The organism is Blastococcus sp. SYSU D00868 (genome assembly GCF_054050575.1).
Map to the genome: position 1 here is coordinate 261042 of NZ_JBJGZO010000002.1, position 20661 is coordinate 281702.

Annotated in this window: 20 protein-coding genes; 9 read left to right on the plus strand and 11 right to left on the minus strand. The window is 77.4% G+C overall.

What is annotated here, in order from left to right:
* The first annotated feature begins 12 nt into the window (after positions 1 to 12).
* Positions 13 to 171 (plus strand): hypothetical protein, encoded by a 159-nt coding sequence (locus tag ACI79F_RS03000; RefSeq protein WP_456543369.1) that lies wholly within the window; start codon positions 13 to 15, stop codon positions 169 to 171.
* Between the two features lie 26 nt (positions 172 to 197).
* Here the strand turns inward: ACI79F_RS03000 and ACI79F_RS03005 are convergent, their stop codons facing one another.
* Entirely contained in the window at positions 198 to 1034 is an 837-nt protein-coding gene (locus tag ACI79F_RS03005; protein ID WP_456543368.1) for an ABC transporter permease, read from the minus strand.
* The gene (locus ACI79F_RS03010) at positions 1031 to 2029 is read right to left on the minus strand and encodes an ATP-binding cassette domain-containing protein (protein WP_456543367.1); all 999 of its coding nucleotides are present in this window, start codon (positions 2027 to 2029) and stop codon (positions 1031 to 1033) included. Before ACI79F_RS03010 ends, ACI79F_RS03005 begins: the two co-directional genes overlap by 4 nt.
* A gap of 187 nt (positions 2030 to 2216) precedes the next feature.
* On the opposite strand from ACI79F_RS03010, the gene ACI79F_RS03015 reads away from it, so the two are divergent.
* Positions 2217 to 3215, plus strand: coding sequence for an MsnO8 family LLM class oxidoreductase (locus ACI79F_RS03015; RefSeq protein WP_456543366.1), 999 nt, complete (start codon positions 2217 to 2219; stop codon positions 3213 to 3215).
* A 22-nt stretch (positions 3216 to 3237) separates the two neighbouring features.
* On the opposite strand, the gene serA is transcribed toward ACI79F_RS03015, so the two are convergent.
* Positions 3238 to 4446 carry a phosphoglycerate dehydrogenase gene (gene serA, locus ACI79F_RS03020; RefSeq protein WP_456543365.1) on the minus strand — a complete coding sequence of 403 codons (1209 nt, stop codon included), beginning with the start codon at positions 4444 to 4446 and terminating at the stop codon, positions 3238 to 3240.
* Between the two features lie 141 nt (positions 4447 to 4587).
* On the opposite strand from serA, the gene ACI79F_RS03025 reads away from it, so the two are divergent.
* The 3 genes from ACI79F_RS03025 to ACI79F_RS03035 all read left to right on the plus strand — a co-directional run bounded on the left by ACI79F_RS03025 (position 4588) and on the right by ACI79F_RS03035 (position 7122).
* The gene (locus ACI79F_RS03025; RefSeq protein WP_456543364.1) at positions 4588 to 4944 is read left to right on the plus strand and encodes a nuclear transport factor 2 family protein; all 357 of its coding nucleotides are present in this window, start codon (positions 4588 to 4590) and stop codon (positions 4942 to 4944) included.
* 135 nt (positions 4945 to 5079) lie between these two features.
* Positions 5080 to 6132, plus strand: coding sequence for a porin PorA family protein (locus ACI79F_RS03030; protein ID WP_456543363.1), 1053 nt, complete (start codon positions 5080 to 5082; stop codon positions 6130 to 6132).
* 123 nt (positions 6133 to 6255) lie between these two features.
* Positions 6256 to 7122, plus strand: coding sequence for a class I SAM-dependent methyltransferase (locus ACI79F_RS03035; RefSeq protein WP_456543362.1), 867 nt, complete (start codon positions 6256 to 6258; stop codon positions 7120 to 7122).
* 25 nt (positions 7123 to 7147) lie between these two features.
* Here the strand turns inward: ACI79F_RS03035 and ACI79F_RS03040 are convergent, their stop codons facing one another.
* On the minus strand, positions 7148 to 9700 hold the full coding sequence (locus ACI79F_RS03040; protein ID WP_456543361.1) for an ATP-binding protein: 2553 nt from the start codon (positions 9698 to 9700) through the stop codon (positions 7148 to 7150).
* Between the two features lie 59 nt (positions 9701 to 9759).
* Entirely contained in the window at positions 9760 to 10002 is a 243-nt protein-coding gene (locus ACI79F_RS03045) for a hypothetical protein (protein WP_456543360.1), read from the minus strand.
* A 217-nt stretch (positions 10003 to 10219) separates the two neighbouring features.
* On the opposite strand from ACI79F_RS03045, the gene ACI79F_RS03050 reads away from it, so the two are divergent.
* Together ACI79F_RS03050 and ACI79F_RS03055 are read left to right on the plus strand one after the other, a co-directional pair.
* Positions 10220 to 11194 (plus strand): hypothetical protein, encoded by a 975-nt coding sequence (locus ACI79F_RS03050; protein ID WP_456543359.1) that lies wholly within the window; start codon positions 10220 to 10222, stop codon positions 11192 to 11194.
* A 159-nt stretch (positions 11195 to 11353) separates the two neighbouring features.
* On the plus strand, positions 11354 to 11761 hold the full coding sequence (locus tag ACI79F_RS03055) for a WhiB family transcriptional regulator (RefSeq protein ID WP_456543358.1): 408 nt from the start codon (positions 11354 to 11356) through the stop codon (positions 11759 to 11761).
* Positions 11762 to 11785: 24 nt separating this feature from the next.
* Here ACI79F_RS03055 and ACI79F_RS03060 read toward each other — a convergent pair whose 3' ends face one another.
* Positions 11786 to 12727, minus strand: coding sequence for an NAD(P)-dependent oxidoreductase (locus ACI79F_RS03060; protein ID WP_456543357.1), 942 nt, complete (start codon positions 12725 to 12727; stop codon positions 11786 to 11788).
* 57 nt (positions 12728 to 12784) lie between these two features.
* On the opposite strand from ACI79F_RS03060, the gene ACI79F_RS03065 reads away from it, so the two are divergent.
* Positions 12785 to 13582: an MBL fold metallo-hydrolase gene (locus ACI79F_RS03065; protein ID WP_456543356.1), complete on the plus strand. Its 798-nt coding sequence runs from the start codon at positions 12785 to 12787 to the stop codon at positions 13580 to 13582.
* A 6-nt stretch (positions 13583 to 13588) separates the two neighbouring features.
* Here the strand turns inward: ACI79F_RS03065 and ACI79F_RS03070 are convergent, their stop codons facing one another.
* From ACI79F_RS03070 to ACI79F_RS03090, 5 genes are all read right to left on the minus strand, one after another.
* Positions 13589 to 14371: a crotonase/enoyl-CoA hydratase family protein gene (locus ACI79F_RS03070; protein WP_456543355.1), complete on the minus strand. Its 783-nt coding sequence runs from the start codon at positions 14369 to 14371 to the stop codon at positions 13589 to 13591.
* A gap of 66 nt (positions 14372 to 14437) precedes the next feature.
* Entirely contained in the window at positions 14438 to 15262 is an 825-nt protein-coding gene (locus ACI79F_RS03075; protein ID WP_456543354.1) for a sulfite exporter TauE/SafE family protein, read from the minus strand.
* 169 nt (positions 15263 to 15431) lie between these two features.
* Complete coding sequence (locus ACI79F_RS03080; protein WP_456543353.1) at positions 15432 to 16694, minus strand: RNA polymerase sigma factor; 1263 nt, start codon at positions 16692 to 16694, stop codon at positions 15432 to 15434.
* A 13-nt stretch (positions 16695 to 16707) separates the two neighbouring features.
* Positions 16708 to 17052: a YciI family protein gene (locus ACI79F_RS03085; RefSeq protein ID WP_456543352.1), complete on the minus strand. Its 345-nt coding sequence runs from the start codon at positions 17050 to 17052 to the stop codon at positions 16708 to 16710.
* A 131-nt stretch (positions 17053 to 17183) separates the two neighbouring features.
* Positions 17184 to 18629, minus strand: coding sequence for a lipase maturation factor family protein (locus ACI79F_RS03090; RefSeq protein WP_456543351.1), 1446 nt, complete (start codon positions 18627 to 18629; stop codon positions 17184 to 17186).
* A 218-nt stretch (positions 18630 to 18847) separates the two neighbouring features.
* Between ACI79F_RS03090 and ACI79F_RS03095 the strand changes: the two genes are divergently transcribed.
* Positions 18848 to 20644: a helicase-related protein gene (locus ACI79F_RS03095; protein WP_456543350.1), complete on the plus strand. Its 1797-nt coding sequence runs from the start codon at positions 18848 to 18850 to the stop codon at positions 20642 to 20644.
* Positions 20645 to 20661 lie beyond the last annotated feature (17 nt).

The following is a 20661-nucleotide window of genomic DNA, read 5'->3' on the forward strand; positions in this document are numbered from 1 at the left end:
AAGGAAACCGCCATGACCCGCTTCCGCCCCGTCTCCCTCCGCGCCGCGGTCTCCCGCGCCCGCGCGCGCCGCGCCGGCCTGCGCCGGGAGCACGCCGTGCAGCAGGCGTTCGCCGGCGCGCCCACCCTGGAGTCCGCGCACGAGATCGCCGCGGCCGCCGCCCGCCGCTGAGGGCGGACGGCGGCCGGGCGGGCCGGTCAGCGGCTCCGGTACAGCCGGGTCGTGATCGGCAGGAACACCGCGGCCAGCGCGGCCGCCACGGCCAGCGACACGACGATCGCCGTCCCGTCGGGGTCGCCGTCCATCAGCGACCGCGACGCCGTGGCCAGCACCGAGATCGGGTTGACGTCGACGAACGCCTCCAGCGGACCGGGCAGCGTGGCCGGGTCGACGAAGACGTTGGACAGGAACGTCAGCGGGAAGATCCCCATGAAGCCGGCGTTCATCACCGCGTTCGGCGTGCGCAGCAGCAGGCCGAGCACGGAGAACACCCAGGACAGCCCGAACGAGAAGACGACGACGAGGGCCAGCGCGGCCAGCGCCCCGACCACCCCGCCGTCGGGCCGGTACCCCAGGACCACGCCGAGGACGATGATCACCGTGCCGGCGACGACGTAGCGGACGCTGTCGCCGAGCAGGGACCCCAGCAGCGGCGCCGGCCGCCAGATCGGCAGCGACCGGAACCGGTCGACCACGCCCTTGGTCATGTCCGTGTTCAGCGAGACCCCGGAGTAGACGGTCGTGAACAGCACGGACATGACCAGGATGCCCGGCAGCGTGTAGTCCAGGTACGCGCTGGTGGAGCCCGCGATGGCGCCGCCGAACAGGTACGTGAACATCAGCAGGAACATCACCGGCGTCACGGTGACGTCGAGCAGCTGCTCGGGGACGTGCTTGACCTTGAGCATGCCCCGCCAGCCGAAGGTGAGCGCCGTCGCGAGCCGGCCGGGCCGGCGCGGCCGGGCGGTGGAGGCGATGGCCCGCCGGACGGCGGCGGTCTCGGCGGTGCCCACGGGCCGGGTCGTCGCGGTCATGACAGGTTCTCCTGCAGGGTGTCGGCGGGCACGGTCACCGGGTCGGCGTCGTCGGCCGCGTGGCCGGTGAGGGCGAGGAAGACCTCGTCGAGGCTGGGCTGCTCGAGCGAGAAGTGGGCCAGCGGGATGCCGGCCCGGGCCAGCTCGGCCACGCCGATCGCCGCCCGCTCGGCGTCGGCGCCGGTGGCCGACAGCGCCGCCGGCTCGGCCTCCAGCACGACCGGCCCCACCGCGCGCTCGAGGACGTCGGCGGCCTCGCCCCGGCGCGCGGCGTCCAGCAGCCGCACCCGCAGCGCGCCGCTGCCCACCGAGGCCTTCAGGTGCCCGGGGGTGCCCTCGGCGATGACCCGGCCGCGGTCGATGACGGCGATGCCGTCGGCGAGCTGGTCGGCCTCCTCCAGGTACTGCGTGCAGAGCAGGATCGTCGTCCCCTCGGCGACCAGGGCCCGGGCGATCTCCCAGACCTGGTTGCGCGACCGCGGGTCCAGGCCGGTGGTCGGCTCGTCGAGGAACATCAGCCGCGGGGTCACGACGATGCTCGCCGCGATGTCCAGCCGCCGGCGCATGCCGCCCGAGTAGTGCTTGACCAGCCGGCCGGCGGCCTCGCTGATGTCGAACGCGTCGAGCAGCTCGTCGGCGCGCTCCCGCGCGGCGGCGCGGGAGTAGCCCAGCAGGCGGCCGAGCAGCACGAGGTTCTCCCGCCCGGTCAGCTCCTCGTCCACCGACGCCAGCTGCCCGGTCAGGCTGACCAGCTCGCGCACCGCGTCGGCCTCGGTCACGACGTCGTGCCCGAGCACCCGAGCGGAACCGCCGTCGGGCGGGATCAGGGTCGCGAGCATGCGGATGGTGGTGGTCTTGCCGGCGCCGTTCGGGCCCAGGACGCCGTACACGGTGCCGGCCGGCACCGCGAGGTCGACCCCGTCGACCGCCCGGTTGGCACCGAAGGACTTCCGGAGGCCGCTCGCCTCGATCGCGAGCGGGGTCTGTGTGGTCATCGCCGGTCCTCACCTGGTCCTGGGGGTCGGGGTGCCGAGGGTCTCTCGCAGGTACGACGGAATGTGCGCCCGGAAGTCACCGGGAGGCCAGCGACTTTCCGCCTCGCCCGCCGGCCAGGCTGGTCCCTCCAGCGCACTCGAGGTCAAGCCCGGGAACAGCGGCCGGCCGGCCCGCGCTGCCCCCGGCGTGACCGACGCAGGCCCCCGGCTGTCCCTGCTGGACCGCTCGCGCACCCGGGCGGGCGAGCCCGACGGCGCCGCGCTGGCCGGCACGGTGGAGCGCGCCGCGCAGGCCGAGCGGCTGGGGTTCGGCCGGTTCTGGGTCGCCGAGCACCACGGGGTGCCGGGGATCGCCGGAGCCGCGCCGGCGGTCCTGCTGGCCGCCGTCGCCGGCCGGACCGGGACCATCCGGCTGGGCTCGGCCGGCGTGATGCTCCCCCACCACCAGCCGCTGGTGGTCGCCGAGCAGTTCGCCACCCTGTCGGCGTTCGCCCCCGGCCGCGTCGACCTGGGGCTGGGCCGCTCGCCGGGCTTCACCCCGCCGGTGCGCCGGGCGCTGCGGGAGACCGAGCGGGACTTCGCCGCCGATCTCGACGAGCTGCGCCGGTACCTGACCGGCACGGCGGAGGTCACCGTGCACCCGCAGCCGGCCGCCCCGCTGCCGCTGTACGTGCTGGCCACGGGCAGCGGCCTGCAGGTCGCCGCCGGGCTGGGGCTGCCGGTGGTGGTCGGCGGCCCGCTGCTGGGCGTGGCCGGCGACCCCGAGCCCGGCCGGGCGGCGCTGGCCGGCTACCGCCGCGCCTTCCGGCCGTCGGCGCAGCAGCCGGAGCCGCGGGTGGCGGTGAGCCTCGACGTCCTGGTCGCCGACACCGCCGCGGAGGCCGCCGACCTGCTGCTGCCCGAGGCCGCGGCCATGGCACGGGCCCGCACCACGGGGACCTTCCCGCCGCTGGAGCCCGTCGCCGCCGTCCGGGCCGCGGCGCGCACCCCACGGCAGCAGCAGTACCTGGAGCAGACCACCGCCGCGGCGATCGCCGGCACCCCGGCCTCGGTCGAGCGGCGGCTGGCCGAGCTGTTCGACCGCACCGGCGCGGCCGAGCTGGTCGCGAGCAGCAGCACGTACGACCGCGCCGCCCTCGCCGCGTCCGACGCGGCGCTGGCCGCGATGTTCGCCCGGCCGCGCTGAGCCCGCCGGGCGGGCGCGGGGCTCAGCGGGCCCGGGAGCCGAACGTGGTCAGGCGGATGCTCTCCGGGAACGACTCGAGCGCGGCCACCAGGTCCGGCGGCAGCACCGCGCTGACGTCGGTGACGACGTACCCCAGCTCGCCCCGCGTGGCCAGGACCTGGCCGTCGACGTTGAGCCCGTTCTCGCCGAGCAGCGCGTCGATGCGGGCCAGCACGCCGGGCACGTTGCGGTGCAGCAGCGCGAACCGGCACGCCGAGGACCCGTGCAGGGCCACCGTGGGCAGGTTGACGCTCAGCGTCGTCGTCCCGGTGCCGGTGTAGTCGGCGAGCTTGCCCGCCACGAACCGGCCGATGTCGTACTGCGCCTCCTGCGTCGACCCGCCCACGTGCGGGGTGAGGATGACGTTGGGCAGGCCGCGCAGCACCGAGACGAACTCGTCGCCCTGCTCACGCGGCTCCTCGGGGAAGACGTCGACGGCGGCGCCGGCGATGTGCCCGCTGAGGATGTGCTCGCGCAGCGCCTCGTGGTCGACGACGAAGCCGCGGGAGAGGTTGAGGAACAGGCTGCGCCGGCGCATCCGGGCGAACTGCTCGGCGCCGAACATGCCGGCGTTGCCGCCGCGGCCGTCGACGTGCAGGGTCACCGTCTCCGCGCGCTCCAGCAGCTCCTCGAGGGAGTCGCAGCGCTCGGCGTTGCCCAGGGCGAGCTTGTCCTCGAGGTCGTAGAACAGCACCCGCATGCCCAGCGCCTCGGCGAGCACCGACAACTGGCTGCCGATGTTGCCGTAGCCGACGATGCCCAGCGTCCGGCCGCGCACCTCGTGGCTGCCGGCGGCCGACTTGTCCCACGTGCCGGCGTGCAGCGCGCGGTCCCGGTCGACCAGCCGCCGGGCCAGCGCGATGATCTCGGCCAGCGCCAGCTCGACGACGCTGCGGGTGTTCGAGTAGGGCGCGTTGAACACCGCGACCCCGGCCCCGGCGGCCGCGCGCAGGTCGATCTGGTTGGTCCCGATGCAGAAGGCGCCGACCGCGACCAGCTCGGGACGGCGCTCCAGCACCGCCGCGGTCACCTGGGTCTTGGAGCGGATGCCCAGCAGGTCGACGCCGTCCAGGGCGTCGATCAGGTCGAGCTCGTCGAGCGCCCCCCGGCGCGACTCCACCTCGTAACCGGCCGCGCCGAGCAGCTCGGCCGCCACGGGGTCGATGTTCTCCAGCAACAGGGCTCTCGGCACGTCCCGAACCTCCTCGACCGCGGCCGTGGTGGTGGCCCCGTCGCGCACGAGTATCGCCGACGCCCGCCCGGCCCCCGTCCCGGGGCGCCGTCCGGCACGATGTCCGGGTCCGGCGCCGTCCCCCGAGGAGGTCCTGCGACCGTGTCCGCGACCGACCGGGAGCCGCTGCTGCGCTCCCTCTACCGGGCGTTCAACTCCCGTGACGTCGACGCCGTGCTGGCCGCGATGGCGCCCGACGTCGACTGGCCCAACGGCTGGGAGGGCGGCCGGCTGGCCGGCCACGAGGAGGTCCGGCGGTACTGGGAGCGGCAGTGGGCCGAGATCCGCCCCTGGGTCCAGCCGACGCGGTTCGCGCAGCGGTCCGACGGCACCGTCGAGGTGACCGTGCGGCAGGTGTTCCGGGACCCGGCGGGCACGGTCCTCGAGCGGAACGACGTGCGCCACGTCTACGCCTTCACCGGCGACCTGGTGCAGCGGATGGACGTCGAGCGGTCGTGACGGTCGGCCACCGGCCGTGACCGGTGCGTCGTCGACGACCACCCCGGGGCGGCGGACCCGCAGATCGGCCGCGCACACTCTGGAGTCGTTGCCTGAACGAACGACCCACCCGAACGACCCCGGAGTCCCCCCGCAGTGAGACTGACCCGCAGTTCCATCGTCCTGGCCGTCGTCGGCGTGCTCCTGATCGTCGCCGCCGCCGTCGTCCGCTTCGTCGTCGTCCCGAACGTCACCGAGCTCCCCGAGGACCTCGACGTCACCCTCCGCTTCGACGGCACCTACAACGGGATCAACCCCGGCGTGCTCTCCGGCGAGGGCGGTGACGTCCTCCTGGAGGACGTCCCGATCGAGGCCAGCCGCCGCGTGCAGGCCGAGTCCGTGGACGGCGACACCGAGATCGTGCTGCGCACCGACGAGCGCACCGTCGGCGACGGCGAGCCCTCGGTCACCGAGGTCCGGTTCGCCGTCGACCGCGGGACCGCCGAGGCCGGCCCGGCCCCCGACGGCGCCGAGGACGTCACCTCCGCCGAGGGGCTCGTGTTCACCCTGCCGGTCGACCCCTCCACCACCGAGGGCGCCTACGAGTACTGGGACCAGTACACGCAGCAGGCCGCTCCGGTGACGTTCGAGGGCGAGGAGTCCTTCGGCGGCCGGGACGTCTACCGGTACGAGTCGGTCGCCGACGGCGAGCTCGCCGACCCCGCCGCGCTCGGCCTGCCGACCTCGCTGCCCAAGGCCCAGCTGGAGGACCTCGCCGGGGGCCTGACCGGCCTGGTGGACCAGTCGCTGCTCGACGCCCTGCCGGCGGTGCTGCCCTCGCTGCCCGACGAGATCCCGATCGCGTGGACCTCGCGCACCACGACGTACGTCGACGCCGACCAGGAGCTCGGCGCCACCATCGCCGGCGGCAGCACGCAGGAGATCACCGGCTCGCTCGACCTGAGCCTGACGGTGGTCGACGTCCCCTTCGCGACGATCGACGTCTACTCCACCGACGACTCGATCGAGCAGCGCGGGGACGACGTGGGCAGCGACTCGAGCCTGCTGAACCTGCTGGGCACGGTCCTGCCGATCGTGGCCGCGGTCCTCGGCGTGCTGTTGCTCGTCGCCGCGCTGCTGCTGGCCCGGCGCGCCGCCCGCCGCACCCCGCCCGCGGCCGGCACCCCCGCCGCCACGACGGCGGCCTGACGCCGCCGGCGGTCCCGGGGGCGGACCCCGGGACCGCCGGCCCCCGAGATGGGGAACGTCCGCCGCCGAGATGGGGAACTCCACCGACGAGGCGCACGCCCGCCCGTTCCTAGCGTCGTCGCCATGACGACCCCAGCAACCCAGACCCCTCCCGCCCCGGCGATCGACCCGGCCGCCGACCGCGAGCTCAAGGCCCGGCACCGGGCCATGTGGGCCCTCGGCGACTACCCCGCCGTGGCGATCGACGTGATCGCCGAGCTCGGCCCCGAGCTGGTCGCCGCCGCCGGCGTCCGCGCCGGGGACCGCGTACTCGACGTCGCCGCCGGCAGCGGGAACGCCGCCGTCCCGGCCGCGCTCACCGGCGCCTCCGTGGTCGCCTCCGACCTCACCCCCGAGCTGTTCGTCGCCGGCCGCGAGTTCGCCGCCCGGCACGGCGTCGAGGTGGAGTGGCGCGAGGCCGACGCCGAGGCGCTGCCCTTCGCCGACGGCAGCTTCGACGTCGTGCTCTCCTGCGTCGGCGTGATGTTCGCGCCGCACCACCAGCGGGCCGCCGACGAGCTGGTCCGGGTCGCCCGGCCCGGCGGGACCATCGGGCTGATCGCCTGGACCCCGCAGGGCTTCGTCGGCGACCTGTTCCGGACGATGAAGCCGTACGCGCCCCCGCCGCCGCCCGGCGCCCAGCCGCCCGTGCTGTGGGGGGACGAGGACCACGTCCGCGCCCTGCTCGGCGACCGGGTCACCGACGTGACCGCCCGCCGGCAGACGCTGACCTGCGACCGGTTCGCCACCCCCGCCGCCTGGGCCCGGTGGTGGAAGACGGTGTACGGGCCGACCGTCGCCGCCTACCGGTCCGTCGCCGGCGACCCGGAGCGCACCGCGGCCCTCGACCGGGACCTCACCGAGCTCGCCGCCCGGTACGACCGGGGCGCCGACGGCGCCACGGTCATGGACTGGGAGTACCTGATCCTGACCGCCCGCACCCGCTCCTGACCGGCGCGGCCGCGTCCGGGCCGGGTCACCCGGCCCGGACGCCCAGCCGCCGCGCCAGCGCGGCGGCCTGGCCGCGGGAGCGGACGTCGAGCTTGGCCAGCACCGCCGACACGTGGTGGTCGGCGGTCTTGCGCGAGATGACCAGCCGCTGGGCGATGTCGGCGTTGCTCAGCCCGTCGGCCAGCAGGCCCAGCACGTCCAGCTGGCGGGCGGTGAGACCCGCCGGGTTGGCGCGGGTGGCCGGCGACCGGCCCCGCGGGACGCCGCTGACGCCGGTGTCGCGCAGTCGGGCCCGCACCAGCGCGGCGACCGCCGCCGCGTCGAGCTCGTCGAGGACCGCCAGCGCGGCGAGCAGGTCCCCGGGCGTGCCGGCGTCCCACCGCGCCAGCGCCGCCTCGTAGGGCTCCCCGGCCTCCGCCGGGTCCGCGGCCGGGGCGGACGGCGCCGGCAGCGGGCCGAGCTGCTGGACGCCGTCGTCGGCCAGCCGCCGCGCCCACCGGAGCAGCGGCGCCAGCGCGACCTCGCGCCCCGCGAACGACCGCCCGGCCAGCTCCCCCAGCAGGGGCCGGGTCAGCCGCGGGTCGGGGCAGCGGGTGATCCACGCCTGCTCGGCCAGCGCGGCCGCCGCCGCGGCCAGGGTGCCCGGGGTGTCCAGCCGCAGCGCCAGCCCCCACAGCGCGTCCAGGTGCGGGTCGCCGGGCGCGCCGGTCCGCCGCACGCCCAGCAGGCCGAGCACCAGGTGCGGCCACAGGTGGCTCAGCGGCAGGTCCCCGCCGGTGAGCACCGCCCGGGCGTCGGCCTCGGCCTCGTCCCAGCGGCCCTGCCGCAGCCGCAGCCGCGCCCGCACCCCCAGCTGCCAGGCGGTGCAGATCGGGGTGTCGCGCTCCCCGCTGATCCGCAGGCCCCGCGCCAGCGACCGCTCGGCGTCGGCGAACCGGCCCTGCTCGACGTCGAGGTGGCACAGGTTGGTCATGGGCGTGGTGGCCAGGTTGTCCAGCCGGTGCCGCAGCCCGGCCTCGCTGATCGCGAGCAGCTCGGCCCGGGCGCCGACGTCGCCGCCGAGCAGCCGGGTGATCGCCAGCCCGACCCCGGCGGTGCTGCGCAGCACGTCGTCGCCGAGGTCGGCGGCGATGGCGGCGGCCCGCTCCCCCGTCCGCCGGGCCTCCTCGCCGTCGCCGCGCTGGGAGGCCAGGAACGACGTGTTGGCCAGCGCGAAGCCGAGTGCCCGCCGGTCGTCGGCCCCGCTCAGGATCTCGACCGCGGCCCGGTTGTGCCGCTCGGCGCCGGCCCGGTCGGCGGCGAACCAGGCGAAGCGGGAGATCGCCGAGTGCCCGGCGCCGACGGCGACGACGTCGGCGAGCGCCCCGCGCAGCTCGACCGCGCGCTCGCCGGCGGCGATGGCGTCGGCGAGCCGGTCGGTGAAGTACAGCTCCCCGGACAGCGCCTCCAGCAGCGCGGCCCGCCGGGCGGTGTCGTCGCCGACGTGCCGCAGCGCGGTCTCGTAGAAGGCGACGGCCTCGCGGTGCGCGCCGGACGCCGACGCCTCGGCCGCCGCCGCGGGCGCGTACCGCATGACCCGCTCCACGTCGCCGGCCGCGGCGGCGTGGTGGGCGAGCAGGCTCGGGTCGCCGCCGCCGGCCTCCAGCGCCGCGATCATGGCCGCGTGCAGCGCCGGCTCGCCGCCGGGGGCGGTCGCCTCCAGCACCGCGGACCGGGCGATCTCGTGCCGGAAGGCCACCCCGCGGCCGCGCCGGTCGAGCAGGCCGGTGGCGGCCAGCACACCGACCGTCGTCGGGCTGATGCCCAGCGCGGCGAGCAGCTCCCCGCTGACCGGCTCGGGGGTGCACGACAGCAGCTCCAGGCTGTGCCGCGCCGACGGGGCGAGCCCGGCCACCCGCGCCAGGACGGCGTCGCGGACGCTCTCGGGCAGCGGCGAGTCGGGCTGGGCGAGGATCTGGCTGACGAAGAACGGGTTGCCCGCCGTGCGGCGGTGCACGTCGGCCGGGTCGAGCCGGTGGCCGTCCAGGAGCGCGGCGACCGCGCCGCGGCTCAGCGGGGCCAGCTGCAGGCGGCGCGCGTCCGGGGCGGAGACCAGGTCGCCCAGGACGGCGCTGAGCGGGTGTGCGACGCCGAGCCCGTCGCGGTAGGTGACCACCAGCAGGAGCGGCAGCTGCCCGATCCGGCGGGCGAGGAACCGCACGAGGTCGAAGGTCGCCTCGTCGGCCCAGTGCAGGTCCTCGACCACCAGCACCCGCGGCCGGCCGCGCAGCGCGTCGAGGACGCCGGCGAAGACCTCGAACCGGCTGGCGGCGCCGGCCAGCAGGGCGGGCACCGGCGGCCCCAGCTCGCCGGCGACGTCCCGCAGCGGGCCGAGCGGCCGGGGCGTGCTGAGCGAGTCGCACATGCCCCACAGCGGCTGGGTCCGCTCGCCCAGCCCGTCGACGAAGCGGCGCAGCAGCACGGTCTTGCCGATGCCCGCCTCGCCGGCGACGAGGACCAGCGAGCCCCGGCCGGAGGCGGCGTCCCGCGCGCGCTCGGCGAGCGCGTCGAGGGCCTGCTCCCGCTCCAGGAGTCGCACCCGGCACAGCGTAGGGATCCCGGGGGCGCCTGCCCACCGTCCCGGCCGGCCCGCCGGGGTCAGCGCGGCGGGTCGTCCGGGCCGTCGCCGGGCGCCGGCGGTGCGGCCGGTCCGGCCGACCGCGCGGCCAGCCACGCCTCCCACTCGCCGCGCCCGCCCCGGTTGCCGCGCGCGGCGGCGAGCACCGCGGCGGCGACGACGAGGGCGAGCAGGAGCAGCAGCAGGACGGCGACGGCCTCCCACCCGAACAGCGGCGGGACGGTCAGGTCGCCCGGGGCCGCCAGGGTCGCGACGTCGTCCATGCGGCGAGCGTGCCCCACCGCGGGGCGGCGCGGCGGCGCCCGCGGCGGCGGCTCACCCGGCCGGGCGAGTGACGCAGAGCGAACCCCCCGGCGGCACCCACCCGATCGGGCGGGCCGCTGCGGTCGGCCGGGTGAGCGGCGGCCCGCGGCGCCCGCCGTCGGCGGGGCGCGGCCCTAGCGTCGGACGTCCGCGAGGGCGACGGCGGGAGGAGGCGGCATGGACACCCAGCTGGATCCGTACGCGGACACGGGCACGGACGGGGGCACGGGGACCGGCACGGGCGTCCGGGACGACGGGCGGCGCCCGAACGTCGCCGGCGACCTGCCCACGCTGTTCCGCGCGGCCCCGATGTTCGGCCGGGCGGTGGCGGGCTACGACCGCTACCAGGTCGACACCTACGTGCAGTGGGCCGAGGACGAGCTCGCCACGGCCGAGCGGGAGCGCGAGCACCTGCTGGCCCGGTTCCTGCGCACGCAGGCCGACCTCGACGACGCCCGGCGGCTGCTCGCCCACTCCCCCGGCGGCGGCGAGCTGCTGCAGCTGTCCGCCCGGATCGGGTCCATGCTGGCCGCGGCCGCCGACGAGGCCGACGGCATCCGGGCCGACGCCCGCGCCGAGCGGTCCGCCGCCTGCGCCGAGGCGCGGCGCGTCGTCACCCGGGCGGGGACGGTGCTCGCCGAGGCCGGCCAGCGCGCCCGGCGGCTGGCCGACGAGGCCGCCACCGCTGCCGCCGAGGTCATCGCCGACGCCGGCCGCCGCCTCGACGCGGCCGAGGCGACCCGCCGGGCGGCCGCCGAGGAGGCAGCGGCGCTGCGCGCGGAGCTGCGGCTGCTCGAGCGGCGAGCCGAGGAGGCGGCCGAGGCCGTGCGGCAGCGCGCCGCGCGCGACGCCGACGACGCCCTGCTCCGGGCGCGCGCCGACGCGGTCCGCCTGCTGGCCGCCGGCCGGGAGCAGCGGCGGCGGGCCGACGAACAGGCCGCCGCGGCGCGCGACCGCGCCGACCGCGCCGCCGCGGACCGCCGGGCCGCCCTGCTGGCCGAGGTCGCCGGGCTCGAGCGCCGCCGCGCCGCCCTGGCCGACGAGGTGGCGCGGCTGTCCGCCGCCGTGCCGCTCCCGCCGCGGGCCCCCGACGGGCTGCGCCGGGTGCTGGTCCGGCTGCGGCCGCGCCGACGCCCGCTGCCGGCGTCCTGAGGCAGGTGCAACATCCGACGAGCGGACGGCTCCGTTTCGTCGGTTTCCGGGGTGCACCGGCCGATCCCGGTTCCGTAACGTGACGGACAGCAGTCAGGGCGTACCCCTCCGTCACATCGGGCGGGGACCGCGCCACGCACCCGTCCCGAGGAGCTTCCCGTGCCTTCCTTCTCGCGTTCCCACCTGAGCCTGATCAGCGAGTCCACCGCGCCGGAGTACGGCTACGCCGGCTTCGACACCGCGGAGCCCCCCGCCGGCGCCGACCTGTTCGCCGGCTACGACGCCTTCGCCGCCGCCGGCCAGCTGCCGGCCGCGTCGTGGGACGACGCCGGCGAGGAGCCGTGGCGGATGGACGCGCTGTGCGCCGAGACCGACCCCGAGGCGTTCTTCCCGGAGAAGGGCGGCTCGACCCGCGAGGCCAAGCGGGTCTGCGGCGGCTGCACGGTGCGCGCGGAGTGCCTGGAGTTCGCCCTGGCCAACGACGAGCGGTTCGGCATCTGGGGCGGGCTGTCCGAGCGCGAGCGGCGCCGGCTCAAGCTGCAGCGCCGCGGCGCCCTCAGCGCCTGACCCGCCGGGCGCGCCCGCGCCCGTTCAGCGCGCCACCACGTTGCGCAGCTCGCGGCCCTCGAGCAGGGCCGCGGCGTTCGCCGCGATCAGCGCGTCGGCCCCGACCGGCCGGCCGCCCGCGGCGTGCGGGGTGAGCACCAGGTTCGGCGCGTCCCACAGCGGGGACGCCGGCGGCAGCGGCTCGGTCTCGGTGACGTCCAGCGCGGCGCCGGCGAGCCGGCCGGCGGCCAGCGCCTGCGCCAGCGCCGCCTCGTCGACAGTGGTGCCGCGGCCGACGTTGACCACGTGCGCGTGCCGCGGCAGCGCGGCCAGCCGGCCGGCGTCGAGCGCGTGCCGGGTGCCCTCGGTCGCCGGCAGCACCATCACGAGGACGTCGGTGCGGCCCAGCTCGGCGGCCAGGTCCGCCTCGGCCACGACGTCGAACCCGGCCCGCTGCCCCGCGCTGCGCGCCACCCCCCGCACCTGCGCGCCGAGCGCGCGCAGCACCGGCGCGAGGGTCTCCCCGATCGCGCCGAAGCCCCAGATCAGCACGCGGGCGTCCAGCAGGGTGGTCACCGCACCCTCCGGGTGCAGCGGCTGGAGCCCGCCGAGCTCGCGGGCCCAGCGGTGCTCGGCCTGCGCCCGGGCGGCCGCGGGCAGCCGGCGGACCAGGGCGAGGACCAGCGCGAGGGCGTGCTCGGTCACCGTGCGGCTGTGCAGGCCGGCGCCGGAGGTGATCACCACGTCGTCGGGGAAGCCCGCCGCCAGGACGGCGTCCGGCCCGGCCGCCAGCGACTGCACCCAGCGCAGCCGGGGCATGTCGCCGGCCGCGGCGGCGAGGTCGGCCGGCGCGCTGCCCCACACCACCAGCGCCTCGGCGTCGCGGTGCTGCTCGGGCACCGGCGCGGCGGCGGGGTAGGTCACCGCGGTGACGCCCGCGGGCAGGTCGGGGGCCAGCGGCAGCGAGTCGGGCAGCAGCAGCTTCACCGGTCCATCGTGCCGTGCCCGACGATGGACGCCGGGTTCCGGGCGGGAGGAGGCGCGGTGCGGGTCGGGGACATCCGGGTGGACGCGGTGAGCGACGGGACGTTCGTCGCGCGGCCGGCCTACTTCGGGGCGCCGCCCGGCGCGCACCCGGAGCTGTTCGACCGCGGCGGGGCGGCGTGGCTGCCGATCGGCTGCTTCGTCGTGCGCGCGGGCGACCGCGTCGTCCTGGTCGACGCGGGCCTGGGGCCCGACGCCCAGGACCTGCCCGACGGGATGCTGCTGGTCGGCGGCCAGCTGCCGACCGGCCTGCGGGCCCTCGGCGTGGCCGCGGACGAGGTGACCGACGTCGTCTGCACGCACCTGCACGCCGACCACGTCGGCTGGCTGTTCGACGCGGCGGGCGAGCCGGTCTTCGGCGCCGCGACCGTGTGGTTCGGCGCCGCGGACGGCGACCACTTCGTCGACGGGCCGGGCGAGATGGCCCCGCACGTGCGGGCCGGGTTCCGCCGGCTGGCGGGCGACCCGGCGCTGCGCCCGCTGCAGGACGACGCGGTCGTCGCGCCCGGCGTCGAGGCGCTGCTCGCCCCGGGGCACACCCCCGGGCACCTGGTGGTGTCGGTGGCCGCCGGCGACGAGCGGCTGCTGCTGCTCGGCGACGCCATCACCTGCCCGGTGCAGCACCGGGAGCGCGGCTGGCACTCCCTGGGCGACGTCGACCCCGCCCGCGCCGCCGGGACCCGCGAGCGGCTGTGGGCCGAGCTCGCCGACGGCCGCACCACCGGTGTGGGCGCGCACTTCCCGCTGCTGGCCCCGGGGCACGTCGACGGGGGCCCGCCGCCCCGCTGGCGGGACTGACCCCGGTCAGCGGCCGCGCCAGACCGGCGGGCGCTTCTCCGCGAACGCCGCGGAGCCCTCGCGGGCATCCTCGCTGGCGAAGACCGGGTCGGTCAGCTCGGCCTGCCGCGCCCAGCCCTCGTCCCGGCTCCAGTCGGCGGTGCCGCGGGCGACGGCCTTCGTGGCGGCGACGGCCAGCGGCCCGTTGGCGGCGACCGTCGCGGCCAGCTCCAGCGCCGCCGCCAGCGCCCCGCCCTCGGGGGTGACCCGGTTGACCAGCCCCATCTCCGCGGCCCGGGTGGCGGTCACCGGCTGCCCGGTGAGCAGCAGCTCCATGGCCAGCGCCTGCGGGATGCGCCGCGGCAGGCCGAGCGCCGCGCCGCCGATCGCCACCAGGGAGCGGGTCACCTCGGGGACGCCGAGCCGCGCGGTCTCCGCCGCGACGACGAGGTCGCAGACCAGCAGCAGCTCGAAGCCGCCGGCCAGCGCCCAGCCCTCGACCGCGCCGATCAGCGGCTTGCGCGGCGGGGTGATCGTGATGCCGCACAGGCCGCGGCCCTCGATGGTGGGCCGCTCGCCGCGCAGGAAGGCCTTGAGGTCCATGCCGGCGGAGAAGGTGCCGCCGGCGCCGGTGAGGACGCCGACCCGCAGGTCGTCGGAGGCGTCGAGCTCGTCGGCGGCCGCGGCCACCGCGCGGGCCACCCGGGCGTCGAGCGCGTTGCGCGCCTCCGGCCGGTTCAGCGTGACGACGAGGACGCCGTCCCGCCGCTCCACCAGCACCACGTCGTCCAGCGCGCCGTGCTCGTCCACCTGAACCCCCTCGTCACCCGGGACCGCCGGGCCGATCCTGGCAGCCGGGCGCGGGGGCCCGCCCGCTCAGTCCCAGAGCGGGCGCAGGTTCTCGGTCCACACGTCCGCGCCGATCCGGACGATCAGGGCCGAGACGACGACGAGGAACGCGACACGGATGAAGCGGCTGCCGCGGGCGGTGGCCGTGCGGGAGCCGAGGTAGCCGCCCAGCAGGTTGGCCGGCCCCATGAGCAGGCCCAGACCCCAGAACACCGACCCGTGCGGGATGAACACCAGCAGCGCGCCGAGGTTGGTGGCGACGTTGACGATCTTGGCCTTGGCGCTGGCGTTGAGGAAGTCGTAGCCGAGCAGCGAGACCATGGCGAAGACGAGGAACGAGCCGGTGCCGGGGCCGAGCACGCCGTCGTAGAAGCCGATCACCGCGCCGATGCCGACCGCGGTGCCGTGGTGCCGCCGGCCCGCGTACCGCAGCGCCGTCACCTCCCCCAGCGACGGCCGCAGCAGGGTGAACGCGCCGATGCCGACCAGGGCCACGACGATCACCGGCTTGAACACCGACGCCGGCAGCAGGGCCGCCACCGAGGCGCCGACCGCGCTGGCGACCAGGGCGACCGCGGCCATGGGCAGCGCGGTGCGCAGGTCGGGGTGCACCCGCCGGGTGTAGGTCACGGCGCTGGTGGTGGTGCCGAAGACCGACGACAGCTTGTTGGTGGCCAGCGCCTCCACGGGGCTGATGCCGGGCACGAGCAGCAGCGCGGGCAGCTGCAGCAGACCGCCGCCACCGACGACGGCGTCGATCCACCCGGCCGCCAGCGCGGCGAGCAGCAGCAGGAGCAGCGTGGTGGCGGTGAGGCCGTCGGGGACGAGGGCGGCCGACAGCGCGTCCGTCATCGCAGCCTTCTCCGCTCGTCCGGTCCTCCGCGCTCGCCGGCCCGGGGACACGTCACGGCCCCGGCGCGGGGGTTCCACGGCCACGCCGGGGCCGGTGGGCGCGGGGTTACCCCTGCCGGCCGGATGTGAACATCCTGCGCCGGGTTCCCGATCCGTCCGCACCGGCCCCTCAGCCGGGCCCCAGCTCCCGCAGCCGTCCGGCGAGGAACTCCCGCTCGACCGCGTTCCCGGTGAGCAGCAGCGCCTCGCCGTACGCCTGCCGCGCCTCGGCGGTGCGGCCCAGCCGGCGCAGCATGTCGGCGCGGGCCGCCGGGAGGTAGCCGTACCCGGCGAGCTGCGGCTCGGCGGCGAGCCGGTCGAGCGCGGCCAGACCGGCCGCGGGCCCGTCGGCGAAGCCGACGGCGACGGCGCGGTTGAGCGCGACCACGGGCGAGGGCCACAGCTCCCCGAGGACGCCGTACAGGCCGACGATCTCCGGCCAGTCGGTGTCGGCCCACGACGGCGCGCCGGCGTGGACGGCGGCGATCGCGGCCTGCAGCGCGTACCGGGACGGCGGCCGTCCCCGCAGCGCCTCCCGGACGAGGGCGATGCCGTCCGCGATCGCGGCCCGGTCCCACCGCGTGCGGTCCTGGTCCTGCAGCAGCACCAGCGCCCCGTCCGGCCCGGTGCGGGTCTCCCGGCGGGCATCGGTGAGCAGCAGCAGGGCCAGCAGTCCCGCGACGGCCGGGTCCCGGGGCAGCAGCCGGCGCAGCATCCGGGCCAGCTCGACCGAGCGCTCCACGAGGTCGCGCCGGACCAGCTCGTCCCCGGCGGGCACGGTGTGGCCGGTGGTGAACAGCAGATGCACCACCGCCAGGACGGCCTCGACCCGCTCGGGCAGCTCCGCCGCCGGCGGCACCCGGTAGGGGATGCGGGCCAGCGCGATCTTCTTCTTGGCGCGGGTGATGCGGGCGGCCATGGTCGGCTCGGCGACGAGGAAGGCCCGGGCGACCTGGGCGGTCGACAGGCCGCAGACCAGCCGCAGGGTGAGCGCCACCTGGGCGGGGCGGTCCAGCGCCGGGTGGCAGCAGGTGGTGATCAGCCGCAGGCGGTCGTCGGGGATCGGCGCGCCGTCGCCGTCGGCCACGAGGTCCTCCGGGCCGGGAGCGGCGGCGTCGTCGACGAGGAGCGGCAGGCGCCGGCGCTCGACCGCGCGGGAGCGGAGCACGTTGAGCGCGCGCCGGCGCGCCGCCGTCGTCAGCCAGGCCCCGGGGCGGGCCGGCACACCGCGCGTCCGCCAGTCGGTGAGCGCGGCGGCGAACGCCTCCTGCGCGCACTCCTCGGCGGTGTCCAGGTCGCGGGTGACGCGCACCGTCGCGGCGAGCACGAGGGCCCACTCGCGACGGTGCGCGTCGGCGACCGCGGACTCGACGGTGGACGGGTCGGCGGTCACGGGCAGCGGTCGGTCAGTCGAACGTCCGCAGCGGGCGCACCTCGACGCCGCCGAACCGCGCCGGGGTCAGCTGCGCGACCTTGAGGGCGACGTCCAGGTCGGGCGCCTCGACCAGGTAGTAGCCGGCCAGCGCCTCCTTGGTCTCCACGAAGGGGCCGTCGGTCACCTCCCCGCCGCCGCGCACGCTGGTCGCTGTCGACGTCGGCTGCAGCGCCCCCCCACCGAGGATGGTCGCCCCCAGCCCGGGGACCCGGACCGCGAAGTCGCCGTGGGCCTGCAGCACCTCCGCCCAGACCTCGGGGGACGCGGTCGCGTACGCCGCCTCGTCCTCGTACAGCAGGATCAGGTACTGGGCCATCGGGACCTCCCGGACACGGGGCCCGCCGTTCGGGCCTCCACCTCCTCGACACGCGAGCACGCCCGGGATCGACAGCCCGCGGGGAGGAGTTCCGCGCCCGGGACCGTACCGGCGGGCCCGGGCGGCCGGGGTCAGTCGCGCGCCGTCCCCAGCCGGTCGAGGGACACGGGGTCCACGAGGACGCCGGCCGGGGTGCGGACCCACCAGGCGCCGGTCTCGCGCCGCTCCCGGCGGGTGCTGAACCGGTACCGGTAGAGCAGCGCCCGGACGTACGCCGGCGGCGCGCCGGGCGGGAACGGCGAGGAGCGCAGCAGCCGCAGCGTGTCCCGGTCGCCCTCCAGCAGCCGGCGCAGGAACCCCGGCAGCCAGGCGCGGCCGTAGCCGGGGTCGATCGCGACGAACCACATCAGCCAGTCCAGCCGCAGGTGGTAGGGCGCCACCTGCGGCGGCCGGCGGTGCACGTCCCCGGGCTTGCCGCGGAACTCGTACTCCCGCCAGACGGCGTCGGGCCCGGCGACCGGGTCGGCGGTGCCCTCGACGACCACCTCGTACCGGACGCGGGTCACCGAGCCGAAGGCGCCGTAGGTGTTCACCAGGTGCAGCGGGTCGAAGCTGGCGTTCATCCGCTGCCGGGGCGAGACGAGGTTGCGCGCCGGCCGCCAGCTCAGCACCAGCAGGCCTCCGGCGACGACGGCGACCACCACGCCGTGCCAGGCCGGGGCGGCGAGCTCGGCCGGCGGCTCGACCGGCAGCACCGCCTCCCACACCCGCCCGTCGACGACGGAGGTGGCCAGCACGAGGGTCAGCCAGTTCAGCCAGGAGAAGTTGCCGCTCAGCACGAGGTAGCCCTGGGTCACCAGGACGACGCCCGCGGCCCACGTGGCCACCGGCTGGGGCAGCAGCAGCCCCCACACCACCACCAGCTGGGTCGCGTGGTTGGCCAGGGCCTCGACCGCGTGCACCCGCGGCGGCAGGTGGTGGAACCACCAGCTGGCCGGGTTGGGCATCGGCTGCGTCTCGTGGTGGTAGCGCAGGCAGGTCAGGTCCCGCCAGCACGGGTCGCCGCGCAGCTTGATCAGCCCGGCGCCGAACTCCAGCCGGAAGAGCAGCCAGCGCAGCAGCCACAGCACGAGCAGCGGCGGGGCGACGTCGGCCGGCCCCAGCCAGATCGCCAGGAACCCGGCCTCGAGCAGCAGCGTCTCCCAGCCGAAGCCCCACCAGGTCCGGCCCACGTTGACGATCGACAGGTAGAGCGCCCACAGCAGCGCCCACGCCGCCATCCACCCCGCCAGCGGCGCCCGGTCCAGCAGGCCGGCGAGGCCCGCGGCGGAGACGGCGATCCCCGCCCAGCACACCGCGGCGAAGAACCGGTCGGACCAGTACAGGTGGAACAGGCTGGGCGAGCGGCGGAACGGCGTCCGCTCGACGAAGCGCGGCACCGGCAGCATCCCGCGGGTGCCGATCAGCGGCCGGAACTGCCGCAGCGCCGCGACGAACGCGACCAGGTAGACCAGCGCCAGGCCGCGGGTGAACACCAGCCGGCTCGCCCACGAGCCGGGGTCCGAGAGCCAGTCCACGGCCCCTCCCGCGCCCGCACCGACCGCGGGGGCTGCTCCCCGCGCCCCCGGCTCTACCCCGGGGGGACGGCGGTGGCGACATCGCCGTCCGTAGGGTGGGCCGGCGCGGGCATGGACCCGATGCCTCCGGTGTTGTCCCGGAGATGTCCGCCCGATCCCGGGCGTCGACCCCGCACCCGTGCACCCCCGCATCCGGACCCGAAGGACCCTGCCTGCCCGTGACCGCTCCCCGTTCCGACACCGCGCGCCGCCGCGACCGTTCCGCCCGCCCGTCGCCCGAGCGCGACGCCGCGCGGACGGCCGCGCGCGAGGAGCGGCTGGCCCAGCAGAGCTGGGTGGCGGGAGCGGCACCCTCGCTGCCCGTCCGCGCCGTCCGGCCGGCCGAGGTCGTCTTCCACCTCGGCCCCACCAACTCGGGCAAGACGTACGAGTCCCTGCAGGCGCTGGCCGCCGGCGGGTCCGGCGTCTACGCCGCGCCGCTGCGCCAGCTGGCCCACGAGGCGTACGCGAAGCTGTCGGCGACCCTGCCGCCCGGCACCGTCGGCCTCTCCACCGGCGAGGAGGAGATCGACCCGGGCGCCCCGATCGTCTGCTGCACGGTGGAGAAGGCGCCGCTGCGCGGCGACCTCCTCGTGCTGGACGAGTCGCACTGGGTGGCCGACCCCGAGCGCGGCCACCACTGGGCGCGCCTGCTCCTCACCGGCGAGTACCGGGAGATGCACCTCATCTCCGCCGCCGAGGCCTACCTGGTGCTGCGGCCGCTGGTGTCCGACGCCGAGCACGTCACGGTCGTCAACCACAAGCGGCTGTCCCGCCTGGACGTGCTGCGTGCGCCGGTGCGCCCGGAGACGGTCCGCCCGCAGACCCTCGTCGTCGCCTTCTCCCGCAAGAACGTCTACGCCGTCGCCGCGGCGCTGCACGCGCACCGGCCGGGCAGGGTCGGCGTCCTGTACGGCGCCCTGCCGCCGGCCACCCGCCGCGAGGTGATCGAGCAGTTCACCAGTGGCGAGTTCGACGTCCTGGTGACCACCGACGTGATCGGCCACGGGATCAACGTGCCGGCCACCACCGTGCTCTTCGCCGAGACCACGAAGTTCGACGGCGAGCGGGTCCGCCCGCTCCGCTCCTGGGAGACCGCGCAGATCGCCGGCCGGGCCGGCCGCTACGGGCTCACCGGGCACGGGCAGGTCGGGGTGCTCACCGGCGTGCCCGGGCTGCGGCCGGACCAGGGCCTGCTGGCCGCCGGCGCCGCGGTGGCCCGTGGCGACGCCGTCAGCGACCTGCCGAAGCGGGCCCCCCGGCTGCGGCCGGAGCTGGCCGACCTCGGCGCCATCGAGGCCGTCGACCTGCCGGAGGCGCTGACCCGTTGGATGGCGTGGGCGCGGACGGCCACCCGCGACGAGGCGGTCGCGCCCGACGACGTCAGCAGCCTGGTGCTGCGGGTCGAGGCGCTGCTGCCGCTCCTGCGCGGCCCGCTCGGCGCGGCCGGGGACCTGGACACGGTGTGGCGGCTGGTCGACCTCGCGATCGACTACGACCCGCCCCGCCGCACCCGGTGGCTCGCGCTGGCCCGCGCCGCCCTCCGGCACGCCGCCGGACTCCCGGTCCCGCCGGAGACGCTGCTGCCGGACGTCCCGCGCGGCGGCACCGTCGAGGAGTACGAGCAGGCCGCCGCGGCCGCCCGCGACGCCCAGACGCTGCTCCGCCGCTTCCCCGGCGTGGCGGGGCTGGAGGACGACGACGCGGCCTGGGTCGAGGAGGAGTGCGCCGAGGCCATCTCGCTGCTGCTGCCCGGCGCGATCTCGACGGTCCGCAGCGCGACCTGCCGGGAGTGCGGCCGCGCGGTCGCCCCGCGGTTCGCCACCTGCCGCCCGTGCAGCGGCCCCGCCGGCCGCGGCGGGGGCGACGCCGACCGCCGTCCCGCCGCCGGCGGGCGCCGGGCCGCCGGACGCGCCGCCGGCCGTGCCCTGGGCGGGCGCCAGGGCGGTCCGCGCGGGCGGTCCCGCCGGGGCTGAGCACCGAGTGGGGCCGG

What these genes read in the sequence shown, in the direction of transcription:
- ACI79F_RS03000 (WP_456543369.1), top strand. Translation starts at nt 13, where the DNA reads ATGACCCGCTTCCGCCCCGTCTCCCTCCGCGCCGCGGTCTCCCGCGCC.
- ACI79F_RS03005 (WP_456543368.1), bottom strand. Translation starts at nt 1,034, where the DNA reads ATGACCGCGACGACCCGGCCCGTGGGCACCGCCGAGACCGCCGCCGTC.
- ACI79F_RS03010 (WP_456543367.1), bottom strand. Translation starts at nt 2,029, where the DNA reads ATGACCACACAGACCCCGCTCGCGATCGAGGCGAGCGGCCTCCGGAAG.
- ACI79F_RS03035 (WP_456543362.1), top strand. Translation starts at nt 6,256, where the DNA reads ATGACGACCCCAGCAACCCAGACCCCTCCCGCCCCGGCGATCGACCCG.
- ACI79F_RS03045 (WP_456543360.1), bottom strand. Translation starts at nt 10,002, where the DNA reads ATGGACGACGTCGCGACCCTGGCGGCCCCGGGCGACCTGACCGTCCCG.
- ACI79F_RS03050 (WP_456543359.1), top strand. Translation starts at nt 10,220, where the DNA reads ATGGACACCCAGCTGGATCCGTACGCGGACACGGGCACGGACGGGGGC.
- ACI79F_RS03075 (WP_456543354.1), bottom strand. Translation starts at nt 15,262, where the DNA reads ATGACGGACGCGCTGTCGGCCGCCCTCGTCCCCGACGGCCTCACCGCC.
- ACI79F_RS03085 (WP_456543352.1), bottom strand. Translation starts at nt 17,052, where the DNA reads ATGGCCCAGTACCTGATCCTGCTGTACGAGGACGAGGCGGCGTACGCG.